Below are 24771 nucleotides of genomic sequence, written 5' to 3'. Positions count from 1 at the left end.
CTCGCGGGGTGGGCCGGCCGGCGACGGGAACCGTACCGGTGAGGGGGCCCGGCGCCCCCGGCCGGGCCGGTGGTCCGCGGCCGCGGAGCGGAAAGCCGGGGGCGTGGTCCGGGCCACTGGTCGCGATTGGCCGTTCCCGGTTCCGCCGATCCGGGCGCAGGCTGGGACCATGACCGGACACCACCCGCAGACCCGCGCCGTCCACCCGCCCGTGATCGCTCCGGAGGGCAGCAGACCGCTCGCCGTCCCGATCTACCAGGGCCACCTGTTCGCCTTCGACGCCGCCGACGACCTGGCCGCCGCCTTCGCCGGCCCGGACGGGGCGTTCTTCTACGCCCGGATGGGCAACCCGACCGTCCGCTCCCTGGAGCGCGCCGTCACCGAACTCGAAGGCGGCGCCGGGGCGCTGGCCACCGCGTCCGGCATGGGCGCGGTCAACGCCGTCCTCATGGGGCTGCTGCGCAGCGGTGACCACGTCATCGCCCAGACCGCCCTCTACGGCGGCACCTACGCGCTCCTCACCAACCTGGCAGAGCGCTGGGGGGTGGACGTCACCTTCGTCCAGGGCGACGACCCCGCCGAGGTACGCGACGCCCTGCGCCCCACCACGCGCCTCCTCTACCTGGAGACGATCGCCAACCCCACCACGCACGTCACCGACCTGCCCGCCTTCACCGAGGCCGTGCGCGGCACCGGCGTGCTGACCGTCGTCGACAACACCTTCGCGCCGCTCCTGTGCAAGCCCATCGACCACGGCGTCGACATCGTCGTCCACTCGGCCACCAAGTTCCTGAGCGGGCACGGCGACATCATCGGGGGCATCGCCGTCTTCGCCGACCCGGACGTCCACCGGCGCGTCTGGCACCACGCCATCGAACTCGGCTCCACCGCCGACGCGCACGCCGCCTGGCTGACCGTCCGCGGCCTCGCCACGATGCCGATGCGCGTGGCCCGGCAGAGCGCCTCCGCCCTGGACATCGCCCGCCGCCTGGCCGGGCACCCGTCCGTCACCCGCGTCCACTACCCGGGCCTGCCCGACCACCCGCAGCACGAGGTCGCCCGCCGCCTCCTCCGGGACGGCGCCGGCGGCGTCCTCGCCTTCGAACTCACCGGCGGCCGCGACGCGGGCCGGGTCTTCTCCGAGTCCGTCGACCTGATCTCCCTGGGCCCGTCCCTGGGCAACATCGCGACCCTGGTCATGCACCCGGCGAGCACGTCCCACCGCCAGATGGACGCCCCCACCCTCGCCGCCGCCGGCATAGCCGAGGGCCTGGTCCGCCTCTCGATCGGCCTGGAGCACCCCGAAGACATCTGGACCGACATAACCCAGGCCCTCCACAAGGCGACCTAGTGCGGTGCCCGCAAACCCCGCCCGCCCGCCCCATTCGTTGATCTGCGGCGTGTTGTTGTTTTCGACGGGCTCATAACAACAACACGCCGCAGGTCAACGCAGGCGGTGGACCGGGTTAGAGGTAGAAGCCGGTCGCCGTGGCCGGGGCGCCTCGGGTGTCGGGGCGCTTTTCGCCCTTGCGGAGGGACGCCAGTTCGGCGAGGGTCGCGCCGTCGGCGCCGATCTCCGTGGGCGGGACGTCGGCGTCGTCCAGCCAGGCCAGCGACTCCTGGCGGGTGAGGCGGCCCACCTCGATCTGGGCGAGGCAGCGGCCGGGGCGGACGACGGCCGGGTGCAGCATCGCGAGGTCCTCGTTGGTGGTGATGGCGACGAGGACGTCCCGGCCCTGGCCGAGCATCCCGTCGGTGAGGTTGAGCAGGCGCGACAGGCCCTGGCCCGTCGACTGCTTGGCCTCGCCGCGGATCAGCTCGTCGCAGTCCTCCAGGATGAGCAGCCGCCAGCGGCGGTTCTCGTCGTGGTCGTCGCCGACCGCGACCTCCATCAGGTAGCTCGGGGTGCCGAACAGGGCCTCCGGGTCGAGGACGCAGTCGGCCTGGCACCAGCCCTTCCACGCGCGGGCGAGGGCGCGCAGCGCGGTGGTCTTGCCGGTGCCGGGCGGGCCGTGCAGGAGCAGCAGCCGGCCGGCGACCTCGTCGCGGGTGAGGGCCATGACCTCGTCGAGCGCCTCGGCGACCGGTGCGGTGTAGTTGCGCCGGATCTCGTCCCAGGAGTCGGCGGTGATCCCGCGCTCGTTGCGGACCGGGCCGCGCGACCCCATGTGCCAGAAGCCCATCTCGACGTTGTTCTCGTCGGTCTTCGGCGGCTCGGTCGCGTCCTTGACGGTCGCGTCGAGGATCGTCTCGGCCAGCTCATCGGTGACGGCGGACACCGCGACGTAGGCGCCGCCGTTCTTCCAGCGGTTCACCAGCAGCGTCCAGCCGTCGCCCTCGGACAGCAGCGACGCGTTGCCGTTGTCGTGCGAGGCCCGCACCAGACGGGCGCCGTCCGGGCGCAGCGGCGCGTCCGCCTTCACGTTCTCCAGCCGCGTCGACCGCGACCACGGCTGCTCGCCGGACGCGAACGGGCGCAGCGACAGCACGTCCAGCACGTCGGACGGAGAGTTGTCGTCCGAGAGGTTGAAGACCACGGGCAGCAGCGGCCCGGCCCCTGGCGCGTCGGTGTTCTCCAGGGGCTCGATCAGATGCAGGACCTCCTGCGGCCTCTCCTGCGACATGGTCATGCCAAGCATGATCACGCACGGTGATGGGCGGCGTCCAACGAATTACGCCGCTCAGGAGCCGCCGGACTCGCGGGCCTCGCGGGCGGCCTTGCGCGCCTCGGCCTCCTCGAGGTCGAGCTTCTCGGCCTCCTCGGGGGTGGGCGCCGTCCCGCCGAGGTAGGCGGGCTGCCACCAGGTCTCGTCCGAGCGGGGGACCTCGGGGTACTCGCGCTGCGCCTTCTCCAGCAGTTCCGACATGCGGCGGTGCAGCTCCTGCGTGACGGCCTCGTAGTCGTCGCCGCGCTTGGGGTACATCGGCTCGCCGACGAGGATCGTCACCGGGATGTTGCGCTGGAGCAGCCGCCGCTTGCGGCCCTTCGTCCACATGCGCTGCGGCCCCCAGAGCGCGACGGGGATGAGCGGCACCTTGGACGCGACCGCCATCCGCACCGCGCCGCTCTTGATGTCCTTCACCGTGAACGACCGGCTGATCGTCGCCTCCGCGAACACCCCGACGATCTCACCGCCCTTCAGCGCCTTCAGCGCCGCGGCGTAGGACGAGGCGCCCGCGTTCCGGTCGACCGGGATGTGGTGCATTCCACGCATGAGCGGCCCGGCGATCCGGTTGTCGAAGATCTCCTTCTTCGCCATGAACCGCACCAGCCGCCTGGCGGGGTGGGCGGCGAGACCGGCGAAGATGAAGTCGAGATAGCTCACATGGTTGCTGACGAGCACCGCGCCGCCGGTACTGGGGATCTGGTCGGTCCCCTCCAGACGGAACTTGATGTTCAGGGCCTTGAACACACCGACTGCCGTCTTGATCACCGGTGGGTACACGAGTTCGCGCATGTAGGCACCGTACTTGAGCCGTCCATGATCAGCGAGTGTGCGGCGGGCATCGCGATGGATCACACAACGGGGCGGATCTCTGAGAAGGTTGGGGGGTGACGTGATCCGCCGACGGCTGAAGGAGGATGAGCTTTCATGGAACCGTTGGACGCGGCGGCGGACGTGCACGCGCTCATCCGCGACGTGCTGCCCGCCCTGGCGCCCAGCGCCTGGTTCGACCCCGGCACGTCCGAGGTGGTGCTGCCCGTCGGCCGGTCCGAGGCGCGGGCCTCCAGCTGGACGGTCCTGGAGCGGTGCGCGCGCGAGCCGCGCTCGGTATGGCCCCAGGTGGTGGACGAGTGGGTCCGCGAAGTCGGCGACCGCGCGTTCCTCGCGATCGGTGAGATGGAGCTGTTCGGGGACGTCAGGGAACTGCTGCGGCTGCGCATAGTGCCGAAGCTCGCGCCCCGCGACCGGGAGGGCCTCGTCGTGGTCCCGGCCGGCGACCACTTCGACGCGATGGTGATGATCGAGCATCCGCGCTACGGCGGGCCGCTCACCAAGGCCCGCGCCGGGCTGCTCGGCCTGCACAAGCTCGGCTACGTGATGACGAACACGCACGACCGGGAGCTGGCGGACGTCTCCGTCCACGACCAGCCGCTCCTGCCGGGACGCGACGTCCGCGTGGTGACCAAGCCCGGGAGCCGGTACGTGTCGGCGCTGCTCAGCGAGGTCGACCAGTTCCTTCCGTGGCCGAACGAGCACGGCGCCCTGGTGGGTGTCCCGTGCCACAGCACGCTGCTGCTGTACCCGATCACGTCCACGGCCGTCCGCGAGGTGCTGCCGGTGTTCGCGGACGTGGTGCGGGAGATGTACGACGTCGCCGACGACCCGTGCGCGCCCGGCGTCTACTGGAGCCACGGAGCGCGCCGGCTGACCCCGCTGCCGGCCGACGCCCCCACGGAGGGCACGGGCGAGTTCGCGACCCTCCTGCGCCACCTGCCCGAAGAGGGCTAGGGCAGCTTCCAGTCGACCGGGGCGGCGCCCTGCTGTTCGAGGAGCTGGTTGGCCCGGGAGAACGGGCGGGAGCCGAAGAAGCCCCGGTCGGCCGAGTAGGGGCTCGGGTGCGGCGACTCGATGCACGGGACGGCGCCGAGCATCGGCTTGAGGTTGCGGGCGTCCCGTCCCCAGAGGATGGCGACGAGCGGGCGGTTCCGGGCGGCGAGCGCGCGGATGGCCTGCTCGGTGACCTCCTCCCAGCCCTTGTTGCGGTGCGAGCCGGGCTTGCCGGGCATGACGGTCAGCGACCTGTTCAGGAGGCAGACGCCGTTCTCGGTCCACGGGGTGAGGTCGCCGTTGGACGGTTCGGGGTGCCCGAGGTCGCTGCAGTACTCGCGGTAGATGTTGATCAGGCTCGCGGGCAGCGGCCGGACGTCGGGCGCGACGGAGAAGCTGAGGCCGACCGGGTGGCCCGGCGTCGGGTAGGGGTCCTGCCCGACGATGAGGACGCGGACGTCGTCGAACGGCTGCGTGAACGCGCGCAGGATGTGGTTCCCGGCGGGCAGGTAGCGGCGGCCGGCGGCCACCTCGGCGCGCAGCCAGTCGCCCGCCGCGGCGATCGTCCCGGCGACCGGCTGCAGCGCGGTCGCCCATCCCGCTTCGACGATCTCCGAGAGTGGTCGTGCCGTCATGGCGCACCAGCCTAGTGCGCCGATCAGGTCGCCGCCGATAAATGCCCTTGTTGTCCGTCCTCCAGCCCCCACCCGCCGCCATTCAGTCGACGAGCTTCGCTCGGCACCCACTTTGTGAAGTTTTCTGACCGCATGAGGTCGGGGGTGGTGAAAATCTTGTCCAGCGCTCGCTCAAAACGGCATATGAACTGGGCGAAACGCCCCGTTAAATCCCTGTTGCTTCCTTCCGGCCCGCGTTGACCTGCCGTCTCCGAGCGCATAACCCATAGAGAGGCAGGGCAGGCGCAGAACGAGCGGACGGGACCAGAGCATGAGCCAGTTGACCACCGTGGACGCCACCTTCCTCCACGCCGAGACCGATACGACCCACGCCCATATCGCCGGGCTGGGGCTCGTCGACGCCGGGACGTGCCCCGGCGGCCGGCTCACGGTGCCGCTCGTCGCCGAGCTGATCCGCGAACGCGCGCACCTCGCGGCCCGCCCGCTCCGGCAGCGGCTCGTGCAGGTGCCCTTCGGCCTGGACAACCCGTACTGGGAGGACGACCCCGACTTCGAGCCCGAACGGCACATCACCGAGATCGGGCTGCCGGCCCCCGGCACCGCCCGGCAGCTCGCCGACATCGTCGGGATGCTCCACGAGCAGCCGCTCGACCTCGCCCGCCCGCTCTGGGAGCTGGTGCTGATCCAGGGCCTCCAGGGCGGGCTCACCGCCGTCTACGTGAAGGTGCACCACGCCGCCGTCGACGGCGTGATGGCCGCCGAGACGCTCGCCGCGCTGCTCGACCTGTCCCCGGAGCCGCGCGAGGTGCCGGCCGACGAGTCCGCCCCGGCGTGCGCGCCCAGCATGATCGACATGGTCGGCACCGGGCTGCTGCGGGCCGCGCTTCATCCCGTCCGGTCGGCGGTGTCGCTGGCGCGCACGGCCCCGTACCTGGACGAGATCCCCGGCCTCGGGTCCGTCCCCGGGGTGGGGCTCGTGGCGTCGGCCCTGCAGGGCGCGCTGCGCCGCCCGGGGTCGCCGAAGCCGCCCCGGACGAGCGCGCCGCCGACCCCGTTCAACCTGCCGATCGGCCGCCGCCGCTCGGTCGCCTTCGGGGAACTGCCGCTCGCCGAGATCAAGGAGGTCAGGCGCGGGCTCGGCGGCAGCGTGAACGACGTCGTGATGGCGGTGTGCGCGACGGCGCTGCGGCAGTGGCTCGACAAGCGCGGCGACCTGCCGGACCGCCCGCTGGTCGCGGCCGTCCCGGTGTCGCTGCGGCGCGGCGCGGCGGTCGCCGAGCCGGGCAACCAGCTGTCGCTGATGACGGCGCCGCTGGCCACGCACATCCCGGACCCGGCCGACCGGTACGCCGCCGTCCGGCGCGACATGGACGTGGCGAAGCGCCGGTTCACCCGCTCGTCCGGCGCCTGGGTGCGGGACATGAGCGGCGTCCTGCCCGCCCCGCTCACCGCCGCCGTGACGAAGCTGGCGCTGCAGGCCGCGCCCGCGCTGTCGCTGCGCCCGGTCAACCTGATGATCTCGAACGTGCCGGGGCCGCAGTTCCCGCTGTACCTGCGCGGCGCGAAGGTGCTCGGCTACTACCCGATCTCCGTCGTGACGGACGTGAGCGGCGGCCTGAACATCACCGTCTTCTCCTACGACGGCAAGGTGAACATCGGCATCGTCGCCTGCCGCGATCTGATCCCCGACCCGTCCGAGATCGTGGACCACCTCGTGGACGCGCTGGACGAGCTGAAGGCCCTCAGCCGCGAGTGAGGCCGGGCGTCAGGCCGAGCGCCTCGCGGTGCCGCCACGCGAGCCTCAGCGCGGCGGCGCCGGCGGGCTGCATCGGCCGCGGGACGGTCCCGTCGAACGGCGCGGTCGACACGGTGCCCTCGTCGTTGACCGGCACCAGCCCGCCGAACAGGTCGGCGAACAGGTCGTCGTCGACGGCGACGACCGTGAGCAGGTCGAGCGCGAACGTCAGCGGGTCGACGCCGAGGCCGAGGAAGTAGGCCCGCAGCCGCCCGTCCTCGCGGGCGGCGCTCATGGCCCGATGGAACGGCCACTCCTCCTGGACGAAGCCGTCGCCGTACTTCTCCTCCATCCCGAGCAGCTCCTCGGCGTACTCCCGCACCATGCATTGCCACATGTCGGGCGCCTCGTCGCGGAGCGGCTGGAAGACCCCGACCGGCATCACCTGGTGCAGCCCGCCCGCGTGCGCGACCTTCGCCGGGTCGCGCCAATGCAGGACGTACTCACCCGACGCTGTCACCGTCACCGTCGTGATCGCGCACAGGGCGGGCCGGCGGGCGAGATCGCACGGGTCGCCGACGCGGGTCCGCAGCGGCAGGCCGTCCGCCCCCGCCGCCAGCTCGTGCGCGGCGGACTCGCCCACGTTCACGCCGTCGAAGTAGCGGGCGCCCCCGAACCGCAGGACCGGCAGGCGCACATCGAGCAGCCGATAGGACGGCCGATCCTCGAACACCTTCGGCGGAGCGAGCGCACCCATGGCCTCGGCATACGTCCGGTACCCGGAAGGCAGCCCGTCCGCAGGGTCGGCGACGGCGGGCGGGACGGGCCGCGCGTCCCATTCGAGCCGGACATCGCCGAGCGGGACCGGCGCGTCCGGCACCCACCCCTCCCGGCAGAGCAGCGACGTCCCGGCGACGCGCGGCGAATCCGGGTAGAGCGCACTGGCCACTTCACCGAGCCGAGCCCGCCCGGCGTTCAGCGCCGCCCGCCCCGCACGCCACCCCCGCTCGTCCACCCGCCCACCCTAAACGTTGACCTGCGGCGTGTTGTTGTTATGAGCGGCCGCATAACAACAACACGCCGCAGATCAACGGGGGCGTCAGGCGGCGAGCTTGGGGGCGATGTCGGCTTCGATGAGGTCGGCGTTGATCATGGCGGCGGCCATCGAGCCGGCGGACGCGGCCATGATGACCTGGCCGCCGGGGAAGGTGACGTTGCCCGCGGCCCACACGCCGGGGACGCTGGTCCGGCCGGTCTCGTCCACCTTCACGAAGCCGTTGTCGCCGATCTCGCAGCCGAGGTCGGTCAGCGGGCCGTCCTTGGCGACCCACGTCGGCGCGACGAACACGGCGTCGCAGGGCAGGACGGAGCCGTCCGCCAGCTCGAACCCGGTGACGCGGTCGTCGTCGGCCACGAGGCGCCGCGCCTCGGCCTCCACGACGCGGATGCCGCGCGCGTCCAGCCGGGCCGCGTCCTCGCCGGCCGGCGCCTTCGCGGCGAGGAACGTCACGTCCGGCGACCACTGCCGCAGCAGCGACGCCTGGTGGACGGAGTTCGGCGACGACGCCAGCACGACGATCTTCTGATCGCGGACCTCCCAGCCGTGGCAGTACGGGCACATCTGCACCTCGCGGCCCCAGCGGTCCTGGAGGCCGGGAATGTCCGGCAGGACGTCGGTCACGCCGGTGGTGACCAGCAGCCGGCGTCCGCGCAGGGCGGTTCCGTCCGCGAGGGTGAGGACGAAGCCGTCGGCCGCGTCCCCGGCGGCGTGCTCGACCCTCCCGGAGACGATCTCGCCGCCGTAGCCGCGCACCTCGGTGCGGCCGGTCTCCAGCAGCGCGGCGGGCGGCATGCCGTCGCGGGTGAGGAAGCCCTGCATGTGCTCGGCGGTCGCGTTGCGGGGCTCGCCCGCGTCGACCACGGTGACGTCGCGGCGGGCCCGGGCCAGGACGAGCGCGGCGCTTAGCCCGGCCGGTCCGCCGCCGATGACCAGTACTTCGCGTTCCCTGTTCTCAGCCATGCCGCGAGGATGCGCCGGGACTTCCCGGATTGACAAATTTCTTTGCCGATCCTGCAATGGACGCATGGAGACGACCGAGGACGTCCTCGCCGGGGTCGGGCCCCGGCTGCGCAGGCTCCGCCAGGACCGCGACATCACCCTCACCGCGCTCGCCGAGGCCACCGGCATCTCGGTGAGCACGCTGTCGCGGCTGGAGTCGGGCAAGCGGCGGCCGAGCCTGGAGCTGCTGCTGCCGCTGGCGCAGGCGCACGGGGTCCCGCTGGACGAGCTGGTCGGCGCCCCGGCCGTCGGCGACCCGCGGATCAGGCCGCGTCCGAAGAAGATGGGCGACATGACCGTGCTGCCGCTGACCCGGCGGCCCGGCGGGGTACAGGCGTTCAAGATGATCGTCCCGGAGCGGCCGGCGGACACCGAGCCGCGCACCCACGAGGGCTACGACTGGCTGTACGTCTTGAACGGGCGGCTGCGCCTGCACCTCGCCGGACGCGACCTGGTCCTGGAGCCGGGCGAGGCCGCCGAGTTCGACACCCGGCTGCCGCACTGGTTCGGCGCCGTGGACGGGACGGCGGAGGTCCTCTCCCTGTTCGGGCCGCAGGGGGAGCGGATGCACCTGCGGGCCAGACCCCGGCAGAAGTGACATAACTTGGTTATCCGTGCAGACCGCCCAACCTCCCCAGGAATGCCCGGATGATCGGAGAGCCGCGCCGATGGCGTGGCTGCTGTGGGGCGTCGGCGTCCTCGCCTACGCGGTCGCGGTCCTGCACCGGACGTCGTTCGGCGTCGTCGGCCTGGACGCCGTCCACCGGTTCGACGCGTCCGCCGGGATCCTCGCGTCCTTCACCGTCCTGCAACTGCTCGTCTACGCCGGCCTGCAGATCCCCGTGGGGCTCCTGCTCGACCGCGTCGGCCCCCGCCGGATGGTCGCGGGCGGCGCGCTGCTCATGGCCGGCGGGCAGGCGCTCATGGCCGTGTCCACCGACATCGGGACGGCCGTCGCCGCCCGCGTGATGGTCGGCGCGGGCGACGCGATGACGTTCATCAGCGTCCTCGGCATCGTCGTGACCTGGTTCCCCGGACGGTACATCCCGGTCGTGACGCAGCTCACCGGGCAGCTCGGGCAGCTCGGCCAGGTGCTCAGCGCGATCCCGCTGGTCGCGCTGCTGCACGGCCCCGGCTGGGGCACCGCGTTCGGGTCGGCGGCGGCGCTCGGCGTCCTCATGGCGGTGCTGTCGGTCGCCTTCCTGCGGGACGGGCCCGGCCACGCCGACGTCCCCAGCCTGCGCGAGACGGGCACCAACCTCGTCGAGGCGTGGCGGCACCCCGGGACGCGCCTCGGGCTCTGGTCGCACTTCGTGACCCAGTTCTCGTCCAACACGTTCGCGCTGATGTGGGGCTACCCGTACCTGGTGTCGGGGCAGGGCATGAAGCCGGCCGCCGCGTCCACGCTGCTGACGCTGTTCGTGCTGGTCAACGTCGTGTCCGGCCCGTTCATCGGACGGCTCGTCGCCCGCTACCCGCTGCGCCGGTCGTGGCTCGTCCTCGGCATCGTCGGCATGAACGCGGCGGCTTGGGCGGTCGTCCTCGCCTGGCCGCCGCCCGCGCCCGCCTGGCTGCTGGTGCTGCTCATCCTGTGCGTCGCGCCCGGCGGCCCCGGCTCCATGATCGGCTTCGACTACGCCCGGACGTTCAACCCGCCCGGCCGGCAGGGCACCGCGACCGGCATCGTCAACGTGGGCGGCTTCATCGCCTCCCTCGTCACGATCCTGCTGATCGGGATCGTCCTGGACGCCCTGTCGCCGGACGGCGAGTTCACGCCCGAGGCGTTCCGCGCCGCGTGGACCGTGCAGATCGGCATCTGGGCGATCGGCATCGCCGGCGTCCTGCGGACCCGCCACCTGGCCCGCCGCCACATCGGCCTCAGCACCGGACGCCGGCGCCGCCGCTGATCAGGCGCGCAGTTCCAGCGTGCAGCACTTGGGCCCGCCTCCCGCCTTGCGCAGCTCGGACAGATCCACCGGAACCGGCTCGTACCCGTGGCCCTTCAGCGTCGCGATCAGCCCGGTCGCCTCGGCGTTGATGACGACGTTGCGGCCGTCGCACACCGCGTTCAGGCCCAGAACGGCCGCGTCGTCCTCGGTCGCGATGACGGCGTCCGGGAACAGCCGCTCCAGCACCGCCCGGCTGCCCGGCGAGAACGCGCCCGGGAAGTAGGCGACGTTGCCGCCGCCGAGCGGGAACAGCGCGGTGTCCAGGTGGTAGAAGCGCGGGTCGACGAGCCGGAGCGTCACCACGGGGCGTCCGAGGAACTCCTGCGCCTCCTGGTGGGCGGCGATGTCCGTCCGGAACCCGGTGCCCGCCAGGATCACGTGGTCGAGCGTGAGGAAGTCGCCCTCGCCCTCGTTGGTGTGCTGGGCCTCCAGCACCTCGGAGAACCCGTTCTCCCGCATCCACGCCGCGTACGCGGGGCCTTCCGCGTGCCGCTCGGGGAAGGTGAACTTCGCCCCGTAGACCCGTCCGCCGACGACCAGCGCGCCGTTCGCCGCGAACACCATGTCGGGCAGCCCCTCGATCGGGTCGATGAGGCTGACCTCGTGCCCGAGCGCGAGATACGCGGCCCGCAGCGCCTCCCACTGCGCGACGGCCGTCCCGGCGTCGGCACCGGCCGCCGGGTCCATCCAGGGGTTGATCGCGTAGGTGACGGCGAAGTGCTCGGGACGGCACATCAGGAAGTGCCGCCGCAGCGCGGTGCGCTCGACGGTGCTCGGCTCCATTGCCGGCAGGACGGTCATACGTGTCTCCAGGGGACGTCCGAGAGGGGGATCGACTAATCGGAAGCCTAGGAAGGAAAGCGGAGCAATCCAATGCGCCAACCTTGCTCCCACCTGCCACTTCGTTGCGTGTTCACCCCGGAGACGCCCTATTCGTTGCGCCCGCGCGCGGTGGCGCGGCGAAGGATGAGCGCGACGTGGAGAACGGGGAGCATGCAGGCGACCTGCACGGCGGTGTACCACGCCGGGCAGACGCCGGGGATCAGGTCGACGCCGACGATCGCCACCGGCATGGCGACGGCCACGGCGCGAAGGCGCTCGAAGGCGCGCCGGGACCCTCGGGACGCGGCGACGGCCATCCGGTGGACGGCCACGGCGACCACGGGCAGCAGGATCGCCCGGACCCACATGAACGTGTTCACGGTGTGGCCGCTGCTCGACGCCACGATGACCGCCACGAGGGCGGCGGTGCTGAGCCCCGCGTAGAGCTTGACGGCCTTTGAAAGCGTGTTCGTTTCCATGTCGGTGACGCTACGAAGCGCCTGGTCCGGGCGGTATCGGGCTAGACGCACGGGTGGGTGGGGCTAGGCCCACTCCTCGGGGATCGGACGTGGCGGAGCGCTCTTTTGGGTGCACGCTGGAAGCGTCGAACGAGAGGGTGAGTCATGCGGCAACTGGGTGCCTGGGCGGCGCGGACGGGGGTGGGGTTCGTTCGCGCATGCCTCGTGGCGGTCGTCACCATGCTCGTCCCGGCCGTGTGGGGGCTGGCGGTGGCGTGGGCGGTCTGGTGGGGGCCGGGGAACCCGTGGTCGTGGGCGGGGCCGTTCGTGCTGGTGTGCGTCGGCACGGTCGGGCTGTCCCGGCCGGTCTGCCGGGCCGTCCGCTTCCTCGTCGAGAGGTGGACGGGCACCGCGATCCCGGCCGGCTACCGCGAGGCCGGCCCGGTGGTGCGGATGTCCACCGGGTACTGGTGGAACGGCTTCTCCTACGAGCGCACCCGCCGCGACGCACTCCTTGACCAGAGGTGGCGCGTCCGGTGGCTCGACCCCGCCAACTGGCGCGACCTGCGTTTCACGGCCGTCGCGCCGTTCGCGGCGGGTCTCGCGGCATGCGTCCCTCCGGCCGGGGTGGGAGCGGCGGCGGCCGGGCTCGGCACCGCGCACGCCGCCGGGGCCGCCGGCCTGGTCGTGGCGGTCGTCGTGGCGCCCTACGCGTGGCGGCCGCTCGTGCCGGCGGCCGTCCGGTACCTGGGGCCGTCGCGGGCGATGGCGCTGGCCGACCGCGTCGAGGAGCTGGCCGGTCAGCGCGCCGACATCACGGTCTCCCAGGCCGCCGAGCTGCGCCGCATCGAACGGGACCTGCACGACGGCGCCCAGGCCCGGCTCGTCTCGCTCGGGTTGTCGCTGGCGACCGCCGAGAAGCTGATGGAGACCGACCCGGCGCGGGCCAAGGCGCTGATGCGGGAGGCGCGCGGCGGGGCGGCGGCGTCGCTGGCCGAGCTCCGCGAGCTGGTCCGGGGCATCAATCCGCCGGTGCTGAACGAACGCGGCCTCGTCGACGCCGTCCGCGCGCTGGCCCTGGACACCCCGCTGGACGTGACCGTCGGCGCCGGCGCCGGGCCGCGCCTGGAGCCGCCGATCGAGTCCGCCGTGTACTTCGGCGTCGCCGAGCTGCTGACCAACGCGGTCAAGCACGCCCGAGCCACCGCCGTGCGGATCTCCCTCACGCGGGACGAGGCGGGAATCGTCGTCCAGGTCGAGGACGACGGCAAGGGCGGGGCCGAGGCCGTCGCCGGCGGCGGACTGGACGGCCTGCGCCGCCGCATGGCCGTCTTCGACGGCACCCTGGAGATCGCCAGCCCGCCCGGCGGCCCGACCCGTGTGCGGATGGCGGTGCCATGCGAGTCCTTGTAGCCGAAGACCTCTACCTCCTGCGGGACGGGATGATCCGCCTGATCGAGGCGTACGGGCACGAGGTGGTGGCGACGGCGGCCACCGGGCCCGAGACGCTGGAGGCGCTGCTCGCCTGGCGTCCGGACGTGTCGGTGATCGACGTCCGCATGCCGCCGAGGCAGTCGGACGAGGGCCTGCGCGCCGCGCTCGCCGCCCGGGCCGAGGCGCCGGGGCTGCCGGTGCTGATCCTGTCGCAGCACGTGGAGCAGCTGTACGCCCGGGAACTGCTCGCCGACGGCTCCGGCGGCGTCGGCTACCTGCTGAAGGAGAGCGTGTTCGACGGCGACCAGTTCATCGACGCGCTGGAACGCGTCGCGGGCGGCGGCACCGCGATGGACCCGGCCGTCATCGCCCGGCTGCTGTCCGGCACGTCCCCGGCCCGGGGGCTCGAACGGCTCACCGAACGCGAGCACGCGGTGCTCGCCCTCATGGCCGAGGGGCTCTCCAACCAGGCCATCGGCCGCCGCCTCTTCCTCAGCGAGAGCGCCATCGGCAAGTACACGACGTCCATGTTCGGCAAGCTCGGCATCGTCGTCGACGACGACACGAACCGCCGCGTCCGGGCCGTCCTCGCCTACCTGAACAAGCCCTAGCGCCGGGTTGGCGTCCGTGCCCGGGGTAGAGGGAGGAACACGGACGAGGGGGGCGCGGCACGGTGTTCGACTCGGTCACGTCGTGGTTGGGGGGCCTGTCCGGGCCGGTCGTGTACGGGGTCGTCGGCGGCGTGGTGTTCTGCGAGGACGCGCTGTTCTTCGGGTTCGTGCTGCCCGGCGAGACGGCCGTCGTCCTCGGCGGGGTCCTCGCCGGACAGGGCCGGGTCTCGATCGCCTGGCTGTGCGCGGTGGTGGTCCTCGCGGCGGTCGCCGGGGACTTCGTCGGCTACCTGATCGGCCGCCGGGCCGGCCCGGCGATCCTCGACGCGCGTCCGCTCCGTCCGCACCGCGACCGCGTGGACAAGGCCCGCGACCTGATCCGGCGCCGCGGCGGCGCCGCCGTCTTCCTCGGCCGGTTCATCGCGTTCTTCCGCGCGATCATGCCCGCGCTGGCCGGGATGTCGCGCATGCCCCGCCACGTGTTCCTGCTGTTCAACGCCGCCGGCGGCCTGCTGTGGGGCGTGGGCTTCGCCCTGCTCGGCTACTTCGCCGGAAACGCCTACTCCCGCATCGAGCACGACGCCGGCCGGGCCGCCGCGATCGCCGTCGCCTGCGCGGCCGTCCTCGCCCTCGTCGTCTGGCGAGTACGCCGCGGACGCGCCCGGCGCGCCCGAGACCGCCACTGAGCGACGTCCTGGAGTACTCAGCCCGGTTGAGTAGGGATGCTCAGGGCAAAAGCGCCGCGATCGTCCAGGCTCGACGGGTATGGAGACAGCGCACATTCCGCCGAAGAGGTTGCTCTGGCTGCGGGGCGAGGTGGCGGCCTGGCAGGCGGACGGGCTGATCGACGGCGAGACGGCGGCGCGCATCGCGGACAGGTACGCGCACAGCCGCCGCTTCGCCCTGGAAAGACTGGTTCTCTTCCTCGGCGCGGCGTTCCTGGGCGTGGGGCTGATCTGGACGGTCGCGGCGAACTACGAGGGGCTCTCCCCGATCGCGAGGTTCGCCGGGATCGTCGCGATCTGGCTGGCCGCGGTCGTCGGTGCGGAACTGCTCGCCTCCCGGGTCTCCGGCGCGCTGCCGGCCGCCGCCCGGGTGATCGCGGTGGCCGCCGGCGGCGGGACGGTCTTCCAGGCGGCGCAGAGCCTCCAGGTTCCGGCGGGCGATTCCACCCTCCTCGGCGCATGGGCCGGAGGGGCGCTCGCCTACGCCTACGCGACGCGCGGGCGGGCTCCGCTGCTCGTCGCGGCGGGGCTCGGTGTCGGCTGGTACGCCTGGTGGGCGGCCGAGAACGCGCCGAGCCACGGCGTGGTGGCGTGCGCGATGCTCGTGGCCGCCGGGCTTGCGACGGCCCTGGCCGTCCTGCACGAGCGGTGGACACCGGCCTTCGCGGACGTCTGGCGGCCCGTCGGTGTGCTGCTGGCACTCGTGGGGCTCTACATCGCGGCCTTCCCCGACCGTGATTTCCGGATGACGGACGCGCTGTGGGCGGGGATCGCCGTCACCGTCCTCGTCTCCGCCGTCGCCGTCCGGCTCGGTTCCGCACCCGGACAGGTCGCCGCGATGCCGGGCATCCTCGCCGCCGGAGTGCTGCTGGCGCTCTGGGACCCGGCCGGGTCGATGGCATCGCCGAGCGGCGAGGCGCTCGTCCGCGCCATCGCGGGGATCGTCTGCTACGTGCTGGCGGCCGCCTGGTTCGCGGTCCTCGGGACGTCCCGGGACCTGCCGGGCATGGTGCCGCCGGCCGCCGGTGCGCTGGTCGTCTTCGTGACCACGCAGAGCTTCGCCGTCTTCGCGCCGCTGTTCTCCGGCGCGGCGCTCTTCCTGGTGCTCGGCGCCGTCTTCCTCGGCACCGGTGTGCTCGTCTACCGGGGCCGCCGTCTGATCACGAAGGTCTCCTCATGAGATTCCGCAGGGGTTCCGCCGCGGTGGCGGGCGCCGTGCTCGTCCAGGCCGCGCTGCTCGCCTGGGCCGTCCAGCCGCAGCTGTCGCCCCGCCTGACCGGCCGCGAGTACCGGCTGGCGGTGGCGCCGGTCGACCCGATCGACCCGTTCCGGGGCGCCTACGTGGAGCTGAGCTACCCGGGCCTGCCCACCGGAGTCCCCGGTTCGGGGCGGTACTACGTCCCTCTCGTCCGGGACGGCGCCCTGTGGAAGGGGGCCGGGGCGGTCAAGGAGCGTCCTGCCCGGCAGCCCTATCTGGCCTGCGGATCGCCCGGCGGCGGCCTCGACTGCGGGCTCGGCAGCTTCTTCGTCTCCGAGGACCGCGCCCGCGCTCTCGAACAGGACGTCGCGGCCGGACGGCTGACCGCCGTGATCCGCGTGGACGACCGGGGCCGCGCCGCCCTCGTCCGCCTCCAACCTCGGTGAGGGCGGGGCTATGGCCGCTCGTTCAGAGCGCTGAGCTGGAGGCGGATGGCCAGGCGTCGTTGGGCGGACGTGAGGTCCACCGGGGTCACCTCTGTCATGCGGCGCAGGCGGTAGCGCAAAGTGTTGGGGTGGACGGAGAGGGCCTCGGCGGTGGCCTTCGGGTCGCCGTAGTGGTCCAGCCAGGCGTCGAGGGTCGGCAGGAAGGCCGTCCCGTGGGCTTCGTCGTGCGCCTGGAGGACGGGGAGCGGGCCGCCCAGGAGACCGGCTTCTATGCGGGTGGCCTTGCGGGCGCGTTCGACGATCACCGCGTCCCAGGCGTCCTCCAGGAGGACCAGGCCGGGGGAGAGGCGGCCGGACGCGACGAGCGCGTCCAGCTCGGCGGCCTCGGTGCGGGAGCGGGGCAGGTCGGTGGCGGCGTGGGCCGGGCCGCCCGCCGCCGCGTACAGGGTGCGGTCGTGCGCGCGGACCTCGGCGAGGACGGTCCGCAGCCACGGCAGCGACCCGGCCTCGCCGCCCGGGCGGTCCGTCAGCAGCGCGAACAGGGCCCCGTCGAGGTCGGCGAGCAGCGGGCGGTGCCAGCCGAAGCGGTGCGTGATCGCCTCCCACAGGTCGAGCCGCCGGGGGAGGTCCTCGCCGCCGCCGAGGACCGCGACCCGCCACGGCGGCTCGGCCGCGCCGGGGCGGACGCCGTCCCGGAGCGCGGCGCGGAGCTGGTCGGCCGAGACCCGGCGTGCGACGCCCGCCTCGGCGCGCAGCCGCAGCAGGTGCAGGGCGATGACGGACGCGAGGTCGGTGAGCCGCCGGACGCGGTCCTGCGGGATCGGCTTTCTGGCCACCACCCAGATCGAGCCGAGCCACTCGCCGCCCGCGCGCACCGGGATGACGAGGCGCGGCAGCATCTGGTCCGGCCCGGCCGGGACGAGGATGGGCTCGGACGAGCGCGTCAGCTTCCGGAACACCCCGCAGGCCCGCAGATGGGCGATGACCTGCGGCGGGACGCGCCGGCCGACGATCGTGGAGACGCGCGCGGGGTCGGTGGTGTCCTGGCGGCCGGAGTAGGCGAGGACGCGGGAGCGGGCGTCCTCCAGGGTGACGGGCGCGTCGGCGATCTCCGCGGCGGTGTCGGCGAGCGCGAACAGGTCGTCGTGCACGCCCTGCGGCGCGTAGGCGCGGTCGATGGCGCCGCGCACCAGCCACACGACGTGCGTCCAGGACGTGTCCGGCTGGAGTTCGATGAGGGCGGGCCTCAGGGGGCGCGCCGCGGCGGCGACCTCCGCCGCGATCGGCGCCTTGAGGACGACGCCGTCCGCCCCGGCCGTGTCGGCCCGTTCCAGCAGCGCGACGGCGTCCGCCGGGTCGGTCACGCCGACGCCGAGGACGATCTCGCCCGGCTGCCCGGCCGGCTCGCCCGGCTCCGCCAGCACGACGTCGTGCACCTGCCCGCCGCGGCCCGGCGTCACCAGCCGGAGCAGCCCGAGCGAGTCGACCAGGTCGGCGACATCGAGCTTCACCATCCGTCCATTGTGCCGTCCGCACGATGGACCTCCTCCGGATTGGCCGAACGCGACAGAGACGTTCGCCCGAACGCGACCCACCATCGAAGTGACACGCTTCAGCGAGGAGAGGAGTCGCCATGGCTCTCGACGCACCGCCGCGCCGCGTCGCCGTCGTGGGCGCCGGCATGGTCGGCCTGTCCACCGCCTGGTTCCTGCAGGAGCACGGCGCCGACGTCACCGTGTTCGACCGCCGGGACGTCGCCGCCGGCGCGTCCTGGGGCAACGCCGGCTGGCTGACCCCCGGCCTGGCGACGCCGCTGCCCGAACCGGCCGTCCTCTCCTACGGCGTGAAGGCGGTGCTCAGCCCGTCCTCGCCGGTCTACGTGCCGCCGAGCGCGAACCCGCGCCTGCTCCGCTTCCTCGCCGGGTTCGCCCGCAACAGCACCGCGGCGCGCTGGCGCCGCGCGATGGAGGCGCTCGTGCCGATCAACGGCCGCGCGCTGCCGAGCTTCGACGCGCTGCTGGACGGCGGCGTCAAGGCCGAGACCAACGAGGCCGGCTCCTTCCTCGCCGCCTACCGGACGGCCGCCGAGCGGCGCGTCCTGCTGGAGGAGATCGAGCACATCCGCGCCGCCGGCCAGGAACTGGAGTACGAGGCCCTCAGCGGGGCGGACGCCCGCGCGCTGGAGCCCGCGCTGTCCGACGAGGTCGGCGCCGCGATCGTGCTGCGCGGCCAGCGGTTCATCAACCCGGGCGCGTTCGTGCACGCGCTCGCCGACTCCGTCCGCGACCGGGGCGGCAAGATCCGCACGGGCGCCGCCGTCACCGACATCGCCCACGAGCGCGGCAGCGTCTCCCTCCGCACCACGGGCAGCGACTTCGAGAAGTTCGACACGGTCGTCCTCGCGAGCGGCGTGTGGCTCGGCGACCTCGCCCGGCAGTTCGGCGTCCGGTCCCTCGTCCAGGCGGGCCGCGGGTACAGCTTCAGCGTGCCGATGGACCGCGTCCCGGACGCCCCGGTCTACTTCCCCGCCCAGCGGGTCGCCTGCACGCCGCTCGGCGACCGGATGCGCGTCGCCGGGATGATGGAGTTCCGCAGCCCGGAGGCGGCGCTCGACCCCCGCCGGATCAAGGCGATCGTCGAGGCCGCCCGCCCGCTGCTGCGCGGCGCCGACCTCGACTCCCGGCAGGACGAGTGGGTCGGCTCCCGCCCCTGCACCCGCGACGGCCTCCCGCTGATCGGCGCGACCCGCTCCCCGCGCGTCTTCGCAGCCGGCGGCCACGGCATGTGGGGCATCACGCTCGGCCCCGCCACCGGACGCCTGCTCGCCGAGCAGATCGCCACGGGCCGCCGCCCGAGCGAACTCGACCCGTTCAACCCGCTGCGCTGACGACCTGCGGCTTCTGGGTGGTTATGGCACTTTCGTCCGGACGGACGGCACCGGCGCGCTAACGTCTCCGGGGTGATCTAGGACCCCGAGACGGGAGGGACGCCGATGGACGATTCGACCGGCGGGGCGCGCGCGATCATGCCGCTGACCCGGGCCCAGCGCGTCCTGGCCGGGGTCGGCGGCCTGCTCTTCGCGGGCCTCGCCGCGCTGGGCGGCTACGGCTCGTTCGCGTCCGTCCGGGACGTGGCGGAGCCCTGGTTCGGCGCGCAGGCCTGGATCGTCCCGGCCGGGGTCGACCTCGGCATCCTCGCCCTGGTCTCGGTGGCGCTCCTCCTCGAATGGCTGGCCATGCCCATGCCGGCCCTGCGCTGGATGGCGTTCGCGTTCACCGCCGCCACCGTCTGGCTCAACATCTCCGCCGCCCACGGCGACATCACGGGCATGGTCATGCACGCCGCCATGCCCGTCCTGTTCATCACCTTCATCGAGGCCGTCCGGCACGCGATCCGCCGCCGCGCCGGGATCGCCGCCGGGACCGTCCGCGAAGGCGTCCCGGTGGCCCGCTGGCTCCTCGCCCCCTTCTCCACTTTCCGCCTGTGGCGGCGCATGGTCCTGTGGCAGATCACGTCCTACCCGCACGCCCTCCAGGCCGAGCAACGCCGCCGCCACGCCCTGGCGCTCCTGGACGACCACTACGGCCGCAAGTGGAAGACCAAGGCGCCCGCCGACGTGGTCTGGATGCTCAAGGACGGCGTGATGCTGGACGAGGCCCTGACCCGCGTCACCACCCTCACGACGCCGCCGCAGCCCGAACCCGAGCCGCCGGCTCCCGCCCCGAAGGCCCCGCCGAAGCGGGCCAAGCCGGCCGCCCCCCGCGGCGTGGCCACCGACAACGAGGCCCGAGCCCTGGCCATCATCGACGCCGAACCGAACATCACCGGCGCCGAACTGGGCCGCCGCCTGAACATCAGCTCCCGCCAGGGCCAGCGCCTCCTGAGCCGCCTGTCCAGCCCGGCCCCCGCGTCCTGAGGCGAAGGGACGGCGGTGCAGGCCAGCACGCTTTCGCGATCTACCACCCGACCTGCACCGCCAAGTCCCCAGCATGGCCGATTCGGCCGCGTCCCGTCACCTTTTTCGCTTCAAAACCGTCAATGCGGTGAACGAAAGGGGAAGACCATGGCGAAGTACGACTGGACCGCGATGTACGTCATGCACGACGCGCTGAGGCGGGAGCTGGATCATCTGTCCAAGCTCGCCGCCCGCGAGGACGCCGAGGCGCGCCGCATCCTCGCCGGAGCGCCCGGCTGGGACCTGTTCAAGACCGCCCTGCACATCCACCACGCCGCCGAGGACGAGGCCCTCTGGCCGCCGATGCGCGCCGCCCTCGCCGCCCGTCCCGACGGCCTGGCCCTCATGGACGCGATGGAGGCCGAACACGCCACCATCGACCCGGCGATAGAAGCGATCGACACGGGCACCGAACCCCTCGCCCCCCTCGTCGACCGCCTGACCGCGAGCCTCACCGCCCACCTGAAGCACGAAGAGGAAGCCGCCCTCCCGCTGATCGACGAGACCCTGGCCCCCGAGCAGTTCGCGACCTTCGGCCAGGTCCACGCCGCGAAACTGGGCCCCAACGCCCCCGCCATAATCCCCTGGCTCCTGGACGGCGCCCCCGAAACCCAAGCCGCAACAATGCTGTCCCTACTCCCCGAACCAGCCCGCACCGCCTACAAAACCCAATGGCGTCCCGCCTACGAGAACCAGCCCCGCTGGCCGACCCTCTGATCGACCCCTCGGCGCGCCCGCATCACTGGTCAGGTGACGCTCCCGCCACCGCCGGGCCCTGGTCCAGGACGCTCGGCTCCGTCACGCTCCGTGCGGAGCTCGTCGATCTGCCGCTGGAGGTCGCCGACCGTTGGTTCGGCGGCCTCCTGCCGGGCGCCGGGGACTTCCTCCTCGGCCGGGTGGACGTCGTCGGCGGTCTGGCCGCGGACCAGGGCGGCGAACGGATGGGTGAACGCCGCCGCGCTGGCCTTCATCAGGTTTGTCACGTCGGCGGGGGTCTTCGCCAGCGAAGCGCCCTTCTTGGCGAAGATGATCTGCGGGAACACCAGGCCGCAGATGATCACGACAAGGACGGCCAGTACCGGAAGGACGACCAGCCCCAGGGCGATCACGAGCATCGAGGGGTGAAGCCGGCCGCCGGCCGCCGCGGCGCCGGCTGCGGCTCCGACGCACGTTGCGAACGCCCCGACCTTGGTGATGAGGGGACGCATCCAGCCGGCGGACGCGGGCTCGCCATGCGACGCGTCCTGTTCCTCCACCGCCTGCGGCTGTGCTTCCTCCACCGCCTGCGGCTCGGGCGACTGGAGGGCTCGCCGGGCGTCGTCCGGGTCGGTACCCGGCGGGCGCACGAGAGTCATGACTCGCCGGCCTTGTTCGCCGTCATGGCGGCCGCGGCCGCCGGAACTGAGTATCGTCGCAGGCGTTCCAACGTTGTCGCCGGGGGTCGGTTGGGGGATGTGCATCCACCGCCGGCGCCTGTCTGGCGCATAGCGGGCAGCCTCTCTGTCCGGGGATTGCGAGGTTGCGCGAAAGGGACCGCTCCCCGGCCGCCGCCTGGGACTGTTCGGCGACAGACGGCGGCGGCCGGGGGCCGGTCCTCCCGCAGGTTCACGTACCGCCTGATTCACCGCACGGTGCGCACGCGCCGGGGGTGCCTCCGGAGTTCGTGAAGGGCTTCACATGACTGGGCGAGTTGAGGATTTGGGGCGATCGCCGGTTCCTCGGTCGGCGCCCCACACCGGGGCGGCGAGGTGATCGCTGTCCTGGATGGCTCGGATTTTCCCGCCTGCGACCTGCGCAAACCTGCCTAAAACATCGGCTTGGCGTCAGTTCTCTGTGGACTGTAACACCGGGTCGATGTCGGTCATCCATGGACCGCAATGGATGAAACGGATGCGTCCAAATGCGCCCGGAACCGTCCATCGGCATCCAGGTAAAATCGGATGGACGGGAATGGATGGGAATGGACGGTTCGGGAGGTGCGGTATGGCCGAGCCGACCAGGCCCACCGCCTTCGCGCTGCATCTCCGGCTGCTGCTGGACGCGGCCGGCGGCCCCTCCTACAAGGTCCTGGAGGAGCTCAGCCTGGAGAAGGTCGACAAAGGCCAGGCGATCAGGCATTCGACGCTCGGCGGCTACCTGCGCGGCACGAAGACATCGCCTCTCAAATGGCGGACCGTGGAGGGCATGCTCGCCGTCTGCCGGGACCTGGTGCGGCAGAACCATTCGAGCGGAGAGGGGCCGGCGTCGCCCTCCGGGCGATACCGCCTGCCCACTCCCGATGATCTCGGAGAGGACGGCGCCTGGTTCGAGTTGTGGCGGGACACCCGGCCGCCCGCGTCCAGTTTTCGCCTTGAGGATTCGCCGCTGGACCTGGAGATCTTCGGGCTGCCGTTCCCAGAGTTCAGGCAGCGGTATACGGTCACGCCGCCGGTTTCGCGACAGGTGGGCGACGGTTCGGCAGGAGGTGGCACCGCCCCTGCCGGCGATCCAGGGGCTGGGCGGGAGTGGCAGCGGTACGTCCACGCCTATGAGCTTCCGGATCTGGGCGGTGAATACCCGGCGACCGTCAAGGTCATCGAATGGAGGGCGCGGCCAGGGCAGATCGTTCGGGCGGAGCAGCCGATCGTCGCCGTGGACATCAACGACGCCACGACCCACGTGTTCCCGTCCGCCTGGACCGGCGTCCTGCTGGAGATCTGCGTTCCCGAAGGGGAAGAAGCGCAGCGCTTCACGCCCCTGTACCGGGTGCTGGAGGCATGGTCGGACGGGGCCGAGGGCGGACGGGGATGACCCCTCCACGGCCAGGGGCGTGGTCGCCTCGGTGGGAGGCGAACACGCCGGGGCGGGTCAGAGGTTGATCATGTGGCCGGCGAGGCCGTGGACGGCCTCCTTCATCGCCTCGCCCAGGGTGGGGTGGGCGTGGACGTTGCGGGCCACCTCGTTGACCGTGAGGTCCCACTGCTGGGCCAGGGTCAGCTCCGGGAGGAGTTCGGTGACCTCGGGGCCGATCATGTGGGCGCCGAGGATCTCGCCGTACTTGGCGTCGCTGATCACCTTGACGAAGCCGTCGCCCTCGCCCATGCCGAGCGCCTTGCCGTTGGCGCTGTAGGGGAACTTCGCGGTCTTGACGTCGAAGCCCTGCTCCTTGGCCTGCGCCTCGGTGTAGCCGAAGGAGGCGACCTGCGGCTGGCAGTAGGTGGCGCGGGGGATCATGATGTAGTCGAGCTCCATCGTCTCGGCGTCCGCGATGGTCTCGGCCGCGACGATGCCCATGGCCTCGGCGGCGTGCGCGAGCATCAGCTTCGCGGTGACGTCGCCGATGGCGTAGATGTGCGGGACGGACGTGCGGCAGCGGCCGTCCACGTCGATGGCGCCGCGCTCGGTCAGCGCCACGCCGGTCTTCTCCAGGCCGTAGCCCTCCACGTTCGGCTGGAAGCCGATCGCCTGGAGCACCTTGTCGGCCTCGAGGACCTGCTGGGCGCCGTCCTTGCCGGTGACGGTGACCTTGACCTTCTCGCCGGAGTCGTCGATCGCGTCCACGCGGGTGGAGGTGAGGACGTCCACGCCGAGCTTGCGGTACCGCTTGGCGAGTTCCTTGGAGACGTCGGCGTCCTCGTTCGGGACCATCCGGTCGAGGAACTCGACGATCGTGACCTTCACCCCGTAGTTGTGCAGGATGTAGGCGAACTCGACGCCGATCGCGCCCGCGCCGGCGATGACGATGCTCTCCGGCAGCTCCGAGCTGAGGATCTGCTCCTCGTAGGTGACGACCCGCTCGGACAGGGACGTGCCGGGCAGCAGCTTGGTGTGCGCGCCCGCGGCGATGATGCAGTTGTCGAACGTCACGGTGTCGCTCGACCCGTCCTGCCGGGAGACCTGCAGGGTGTTCGGGTCGGTGAACGTGCCGCGCCCGTCATAGGACGTGATCTTGTTCTTCTTCATCAGGAACTGGACGCCCTTGACGAGCTTGTCCGACACCTGGCGGCTGCGCTGGAACGCGACGCCGTAGTCGAAGGACACGGTGCCCTCGACGTTGATCCCGAAGGTCTGCTGCTCCTTCGTGAAGATGTGGGCCAGCTCCGCGTTGCGCAGCAGCGCCTTCGAGGGGATGCAGCCGACGTTGAGGCACACCCCGCCCCAGTACCTCTCCTCGATGATGGCCGTCTTCAGGCCGAGCTGTGCCGACCGGATCGCGGCGACATATCCACCCGGGCCCGCGCCGAGGACCACGACGTCAAAGTGTTCGCTCAT

Annotated in this window: 24 protein-coding genes; 14 read left to right on the top strand and 10 right to left on the bottom strand. The window is 72.5% G+C overall.

Translation table 11 applies throughout. The features are described 5' to 3' along the window. Positions 1–169: 169 nt before the first annotated feature. Positions 170–1351, top strand: a complete 1182-nt coding sequence (locus tag ABFX46_RS01750; protein WP_346039559.1) for a trans-sulfuration enzyme family protein — start codon at positions 170–172, stop codon at positions 1349–1351. Between the two features lie 115 nt (positions 1352–1466). Here ABFX46_RS01750 and ABFX46_RS01745 read toward each other — a convergent pair whose 3' ends face one another. Then, entirely contained in the window at positions 1467–2630 is a 1164-nt protein-coding gene (locus tag ABFX46_RS01745; RefSeq protein ID WP_346039558.1) for a DUF5925 domain-containing protein, read from the bottom strand. Positions 2631–2681: 51 nt separating this feature from the next. Next, the gene (locus ABFX46_RS01740; RefSeq protein WP_346039557.1) at positions 2682–3458 is read right to left on the bottom strand and encodes a lysophospholipid acyltransferase family protein; all 777 of its coding nucleotides are present in this window, start codon (positions 3456–3458) and stop codon (positions 2682–2684) included. Positions 3459–3593: 135 nt separating this feature from the next. Here ABFX46_RS01740 and ABFX46_RS01735 point away from each other — a divergent pair, with 135 nt between their 5' ends. Continuing rightward, positions 3594–4454, top strand: coding sequence for a hypothetical protein (locus ABFX46_RS01735; protein ID WP_346039556.1), 861 nt, complete (start codon positions 3594–3596; stop codon positions 4452–4454). Here the strand turns inward: ABFX46_RS01735 and ABFX46_RS01730 are convergent. Continuing rightward, the gene (locus ABFX46_RS01730; protein ID WP_346039555.1) at positions 4451–5128 is read right to left on the bottom strand and encodes a uracil-DNA glycosylase; all 678 of its coding nucleotides are present in this window, start codon (positions 5126–5128) and stop codon (positions 4451–4453) included. The two genes, ABFX46_RS01735 and ABFX46_RS01730, sit on opposite strands and share 4 nt — an antisense overlap. A gap of 310 nt (positions 5129–5438) precedes the next feature. Between ABFX46_RS01730 and ABFX46_RS01725 the strand changes: the two genes are divergently transcribed. Further along, the gene (locus ABFX46_RS01725) at positions 5439–6884 is read left to right on the top strand and encodes a WS/DGAT/MGAT family O-acyltransferase (protein ID WP_346039554.1); all 1446 of its coding nucleotides are present in this window, start codon (positions 5439–5441) and stop codon (positions 6882–6884) included. Here the strand turns inward: ABFX46_RS01725 and ABFX46_RS01720 are convergent. After that, positions 6871–7878 carry a hypothetical protein gene (locus tag ABFX46_RS01720; RefSeq protein ID WP_346039553.1) on the bottom strand — a complete coding sequence of 336 codons (1008 nt, stop codon included), beginning with the start codon at positions 7876–7878 and terminating at the stop codon, positions 6871–6873. The genes ABFX46_RS01725 and ABFX46_RS01720 overlap by 14 nt on opposite strands. Positions 7879–7962: 84 nt before the next feature. After that, positions 7963–8850, bottom strand: a complete 888-nt coding sequence (locus ABFX46_RS01715) for an NAD(P)/FAD-dependent oxidoreductase (RefSeq protein ID WP_428831209.1) — start codon at positions 8848–8850, stop codon at positions 7963–7965. A gap of 97 nt (positions 8851–8947) precedes the next feature. On the opposite strand from ABFX46_RS01715, the gene ABFX46_RS01710 reads away from it, so the two are divergent. Both ABFX46_RS01710 and ABFX46_RS01705 read left to right on the top strand, forming a co-directional pair. Further along, positions 8948–9520, top strand: coding sequence for a helix-turn-helix domain-containing protein (locus tag ABFX46_RS01710; protein ID WP_346039551.1), 573 nt, complete (start codon positions 8948–8950; stop codon positions 9518–9520). Between the two features lie 70 nt (positions 9521–9590). Beyond that, on the top strand, positions 9591–10829 hold the full coding sequence (locus tag ABFX46_RS01705) for an MFS transporter (RefSeq protein WP_346039550.1): 1239 nt from the start codon (positions 9591–9593) through the stop codon (positions 10827–10829). On the opposite strand, the gene ddaH is transcribed toward ABFX46_RS01705, so the two are convergent. Together ddaH and ABFX46_RS01695 are read right to left on the bottom strand one after the other, a co-directional pair. Continuing rightward, a complete protein-coding gene (gene ddaH / locus ABFX46_RS01700; protein ID WP_346039549.1) occupies positions 10830–11672 on the bottom strand; it encodes a dimethylargininase in 843 nt (280 codons plus the stop codon). It lies immediately after the preceding gene. Between the two features lie 128 nt (positions 11673–11800). Next, on the bottom strand, positions 11801–12172 hold the full coding sequence (locus ABFX46_RS01695; protein WP_346039548.1) for a hypothetical protein: 372 nt from the start codon (positions 12170–12172) through the stop codon (positions 11801–11803). A 144-nt stretch (positions 12173–12316) separates the two neighbouring features. Here ABFX46_RS01695 and ABFX46_RS01690 point away from each other — a divergent pair, with 144 nt between their 5' ends. The 5 genes from ABFX46_RS01690 to ABFX46_RS01670 all read left to right on the top strand — a co-directional run bounded on the left by ABFX46_RS01690 (position 12317) and on the right by ABFX46_RS01670 (position 16565). After that, positions 12317–13564 carry a sensor histidine kinase gene (locus tag ABFX46_RS01690; RefSeq protein WP_346039547.1) on the top strand — a complete coding sequence of 416 codons (1248 nt, stop codon included), beginning with the start codon at positions 12317–12319 and terminating at the stop codon, positions 13562–13564. Beyond that, positions 13549–14196 (top strand): response regulator transcription factor, encoded by a 648-nt coding sequence (locus tag ABFX46_RS01685; protein WP_346039546.1) that lies wholly within the window; start codon positions 13549–13551, stop codon positions 14194–14196. The genes ABFX46_RS01690 and ABFX46_RS01685 overlap by 16 nt, the downstream gene beginning before the upstream one ends. Before the next feature lie 62 nt (positions 14197–14258). Continuing rightward, positions 14259–14882 (top strand): DedA family protein, encoded by a 624-nt coding sequence (locus ABFX46_RS01680; protein WP_346039545.1) that lies wholly within the window; start codon positions 14259–14261, stop codon positions 14880–14882. Between the two features lie 79 nt (positions 14883–14961). Further along, positions 14962–16101, top strand: coding sequence for a DUF2157 domain-containing protein (locus tag ABFX46_RS01675; RefSeq protein ID WP_346039544.1), 1140 nt, complete (start codon positions 14962–14964; stop codon positions 16099–16101). After that, positions 16098–16565 carry a GDYXXLXY domain-containing protein gene (locus tag ABFX46_RS01670; protein WP_346039543.1) on the top strand — a complete coding sequence of 156 codons (468 nt, stop codon included), beginning with the start codon at positions 16098–16100 and terminating at the stop codon, positions 16563–16565. Before ABFX46_RS01675 ends, ABFX46_RS01670 begins: the two co-directional genes overlap by 4 nt. 8 nt (positions 16566–16573) lie before the next feature. Here ABFX46_RS01670 and ABFX46_RS01665 read toward each other — a convergent pair whose 3' ends face one another. After that, the gene (locus ABFX46_RS01665; protein WP_346039542.1) at positions 16574–18079 is read right to left on the bottom strand and encodes a PucR family transcriptional regulator; all 1506 of its coding nucleotides are present in this window, start codon (positions 18077–18079) and stop codon (positions 16574–16576) included. Between the two features lie 119 nt (positions 18080–18198). On the opposite strand from ABFX46_RS01665, the gene ABFX46_RS01660 reads away from it, so the two are divergent. The 3 genes from ABFX46_RS01660 to ABFX46_RS01650 all read left to right on the top strand — a co-directional run bounded on the left by ABFX46_RS01660 (position 18199) and on the right by ABFX46_RS01650 (position 21237). Next, positions 18199–19452, top strand: coding sequence for an NAD(P)/FAD-dependent oxidoreductase (locus tag ABFX46_RS01660; protein ID WP_346039541.1), 1254 nt, complete (start codon positions 18199–18201; stop codon positions 19450–19452). A 105-nt stretch (positions 19453–19557) separates the two neighbouring features. Further along, positions 19558–20481, top strand: coding sequence for a DUF2637 domain-containing protein (locus ABFX46_RS01655; RefSeq protein WP_346039540.1), 924 nt, complete (start codon positions 19558–19560; stop codon positions 20479–20481). 147 nt (positions 20482–20628) lie between these two features. Beyond that, a complete protein-coding gene (locus ABFX46_RS01650) occupies positions 20629–21237 on the top strand; it encodes a hemerythrin domain-containing protein (protein ID WP_346039539.1) in 609 nt (202 codons plus the stop codon). Positions 21238–21266: 29 nt separating this feature from the next. Here the strand turns inward: ABFX46_RS01650 and ABFX46_RS01645 are convergent, their stop codons facing one another. Continuing rightward, entirely contained in the window at positions 21267–21875 is a 609-nt protein-coding gene (locus ABFX46_RS01645; protein WP_346039538.1) for a hypothetical protein, read from the bottom strand. A gap of 628 nt (positions 21876–22503) precedes the next feature. On the opposite strand from ABFX46_RS01645, the gene ABFX46_RS01640 reads away from it, so the two are divergent. Then, complete coding sequence (locus ABFX46_RS01640) at positions 22504–23310, top strand: biotin/lipoyl-containing protein (protein WP_346039537.1); 807 nt, start codon at positions 22504–22506, stop codon at positions 23308–23310. 57 nt (positions 23311–23367) lie between these two features. On the opposite strand, the gene lpdA is transcribed toward ABFX46_RS01640, so the two are convergent. Next, positions 23368–24771 carry a dihydrolipoyl dehydrogenase gene (gene lpdA, locus ABFX46_RS01635; protein ID WP_346039536.1) on the bottom strand — a complete coding sequence of 468 codons (1404 nt, stop codon included), beginning with the start codon at positions 24769–24771 and terminating at the stop codon, positions 23368–23370.

This window comes from Actinomadura chokoriensis, from assembly GCF_039529475.1.
GTDB lineage: Bacteria > Actinomycetota > Actinomycetes > Streptosporangiales > Streptosporangiaceae > Spirillospora > Spirillospora bangladeshensis.
The sequence above is the reverse complement of the archived record's forward strand: the minus strand, read 5'-3'. Positions and strand labels throughout refer to the sequence as shown.

Excerpts from the sequence above, each read along its gene's own strand:
- ABFX46_RS01750 (WP_346039559.1), top strand. The coding sequence starts at position 170 with ATGACCGGACACCACCCGCAGACCCGCGCCGTCCACCCGCCCGTGATC.
- ABFX46_RS01745 (WP_346039558.1), bottom strand. The coding sequence starts at position 2,630 with ATGACCATGTCGCAGGAGAGGCCGCAGGAGGTCCTGCATCTGATCGAG.
- ABFX46_RS01740 (WP_346039557.1), bottom strand. The coding sequence starts at position 3,458 with ATGCGCGAACTCGTGTACCCACCGGTGATCAAGACGGCAGTCGGTGTG.
- ABFX46_RS01735 (WP_346039556.1), top strand. The coding sequence starts at position 3,594 with ATGGAACCGTTGGACGCGGCGGCGGACGTGCACGCGCTCATCCGCGAC.
- ABFX46_RS01730 (WP_346039555.1), bottom strand. The coding sequence starts at position 5,128 with ATGACGGCACGACCACTCTCGGAGATCGTCGAAGCGGGATGGGCGACC.
- ABFX46_RS01725 (WP_346039554.1), top strand. The coding sequence starts at position 5,439 with ATGAGCCAGTTGACCACCGTGGACGCCACCTTCCTCCACGCCGAGACC.
- ABFX46_RS01710 (WP_346039551.1), top strand. The coding sequence starts at position 8,948 with ATGGAGACGACCGAGGACGTCCTCGCCGGGGTCGGGCCCCGGCTGCGC.
- ABFX46_RS01705 (WP_346039550.1), top strand. The coding sequence starts at position 9,591 with ATGGCGTGGCTGCTGTGGGGCGTCGGCGTCCTCGCCTACGCGGTCGCG.
- ddaH (WP_346039549.1), bottom strand. The coding sequence starts at position 11,672 with ATGACCGTCCTGCCGGCAATGGAGCCGAGCACCGTCGAGCGCACCGCG.
- ABFX46_RS01695 (WP_346039548.1), bottom strand. The coding sequence starts at position 12,172 with ATGGAAACGAACACGCTTTCAAAGGCCGTCAAGCTCTACGCGGGGCTC.
- ABFX46_RS01690 (WP_346039547.1), top strand. The coding sequence starts at position 12,317 with ATGCGGCAACTGGGTGCCTGGGCGGCGCGGACGGGGGTGGGGTTCGTT.
- ABFX46_RS01685 (WP_346039546.1), top strand. The coding sequence starts at position 13,549 with ATGCGAGTCCTTGTAGCCGAAGACCTCTACCTCCTGCGGGACGGGATG.
- ABFX46_RS01675 (WP_346039544.1), top strand. The coding sequence starts at position 14,962 with ATGGAGACAGCGCACATTCCGCCGAAGAGGTTGCTCTGGCTGCGGGGC.
- ABFX46_RS01670 (WP_346039543.1), top strand. The coding sequence starts at position 16,098 with ATGAGATTCCGCAGGGGTTCCGCCGCGGTGGCGGGCGCCGTGCTCGTC.
- ABFX46_RS01665 (WP_346039542.1), bottom strand. The coding sequence starts at position 18,079 with ATGGTGAAGCTCGATGTCGCCGACCTGGTCGACTCGCTCGGGCTGCTC.
- ABFX46_RS01660 (WP_346039541.1), top strand. The coding sequence starts at position 18,199 with ATGGCTCTCGACGCACCGCCGCGCCGCGTCGCCGTCGTGGGCGCCGGC.
- ABFX46_RS01655 (WP_346039540.1), top strand. The coding sequence starts at position 19,558 with ATGGACGATTCGACCGGCGGGGCGCGCGCGATCATGCCGCTGACCCGG.
- ABFX46_RS01650 (WP_346039539.1), top strand. The coding sequence starts at position 20,629 with ATGGCGAAGTACGACTGGACCGCGATGTACGTCATGCACGACGCGCTG.
- ABFX46_RS01645 (WP_346039538.1), bottom strand. The coding sequence starts at position 21,875 with ATGACTCTCGTGCGCCCGCCGGGTACCGACCCGGACGACGCCCGGCGA.
- ABFX46_RS01640 (WP_346039537.1), top strand. The coding sequence starts at position 22,504 with ATGGCCGAGCCGACCAGGCCCACCGCCTTCGCGCTGCATCTCCGGCTG.
- lpdA (WP_346039536.1), bottom strand. The coding sequence starts at position 24,771 with ATGAGCGAACACTTTGACGTCGTGGTCCTCGGCGCGGGCCCGGGTGGA.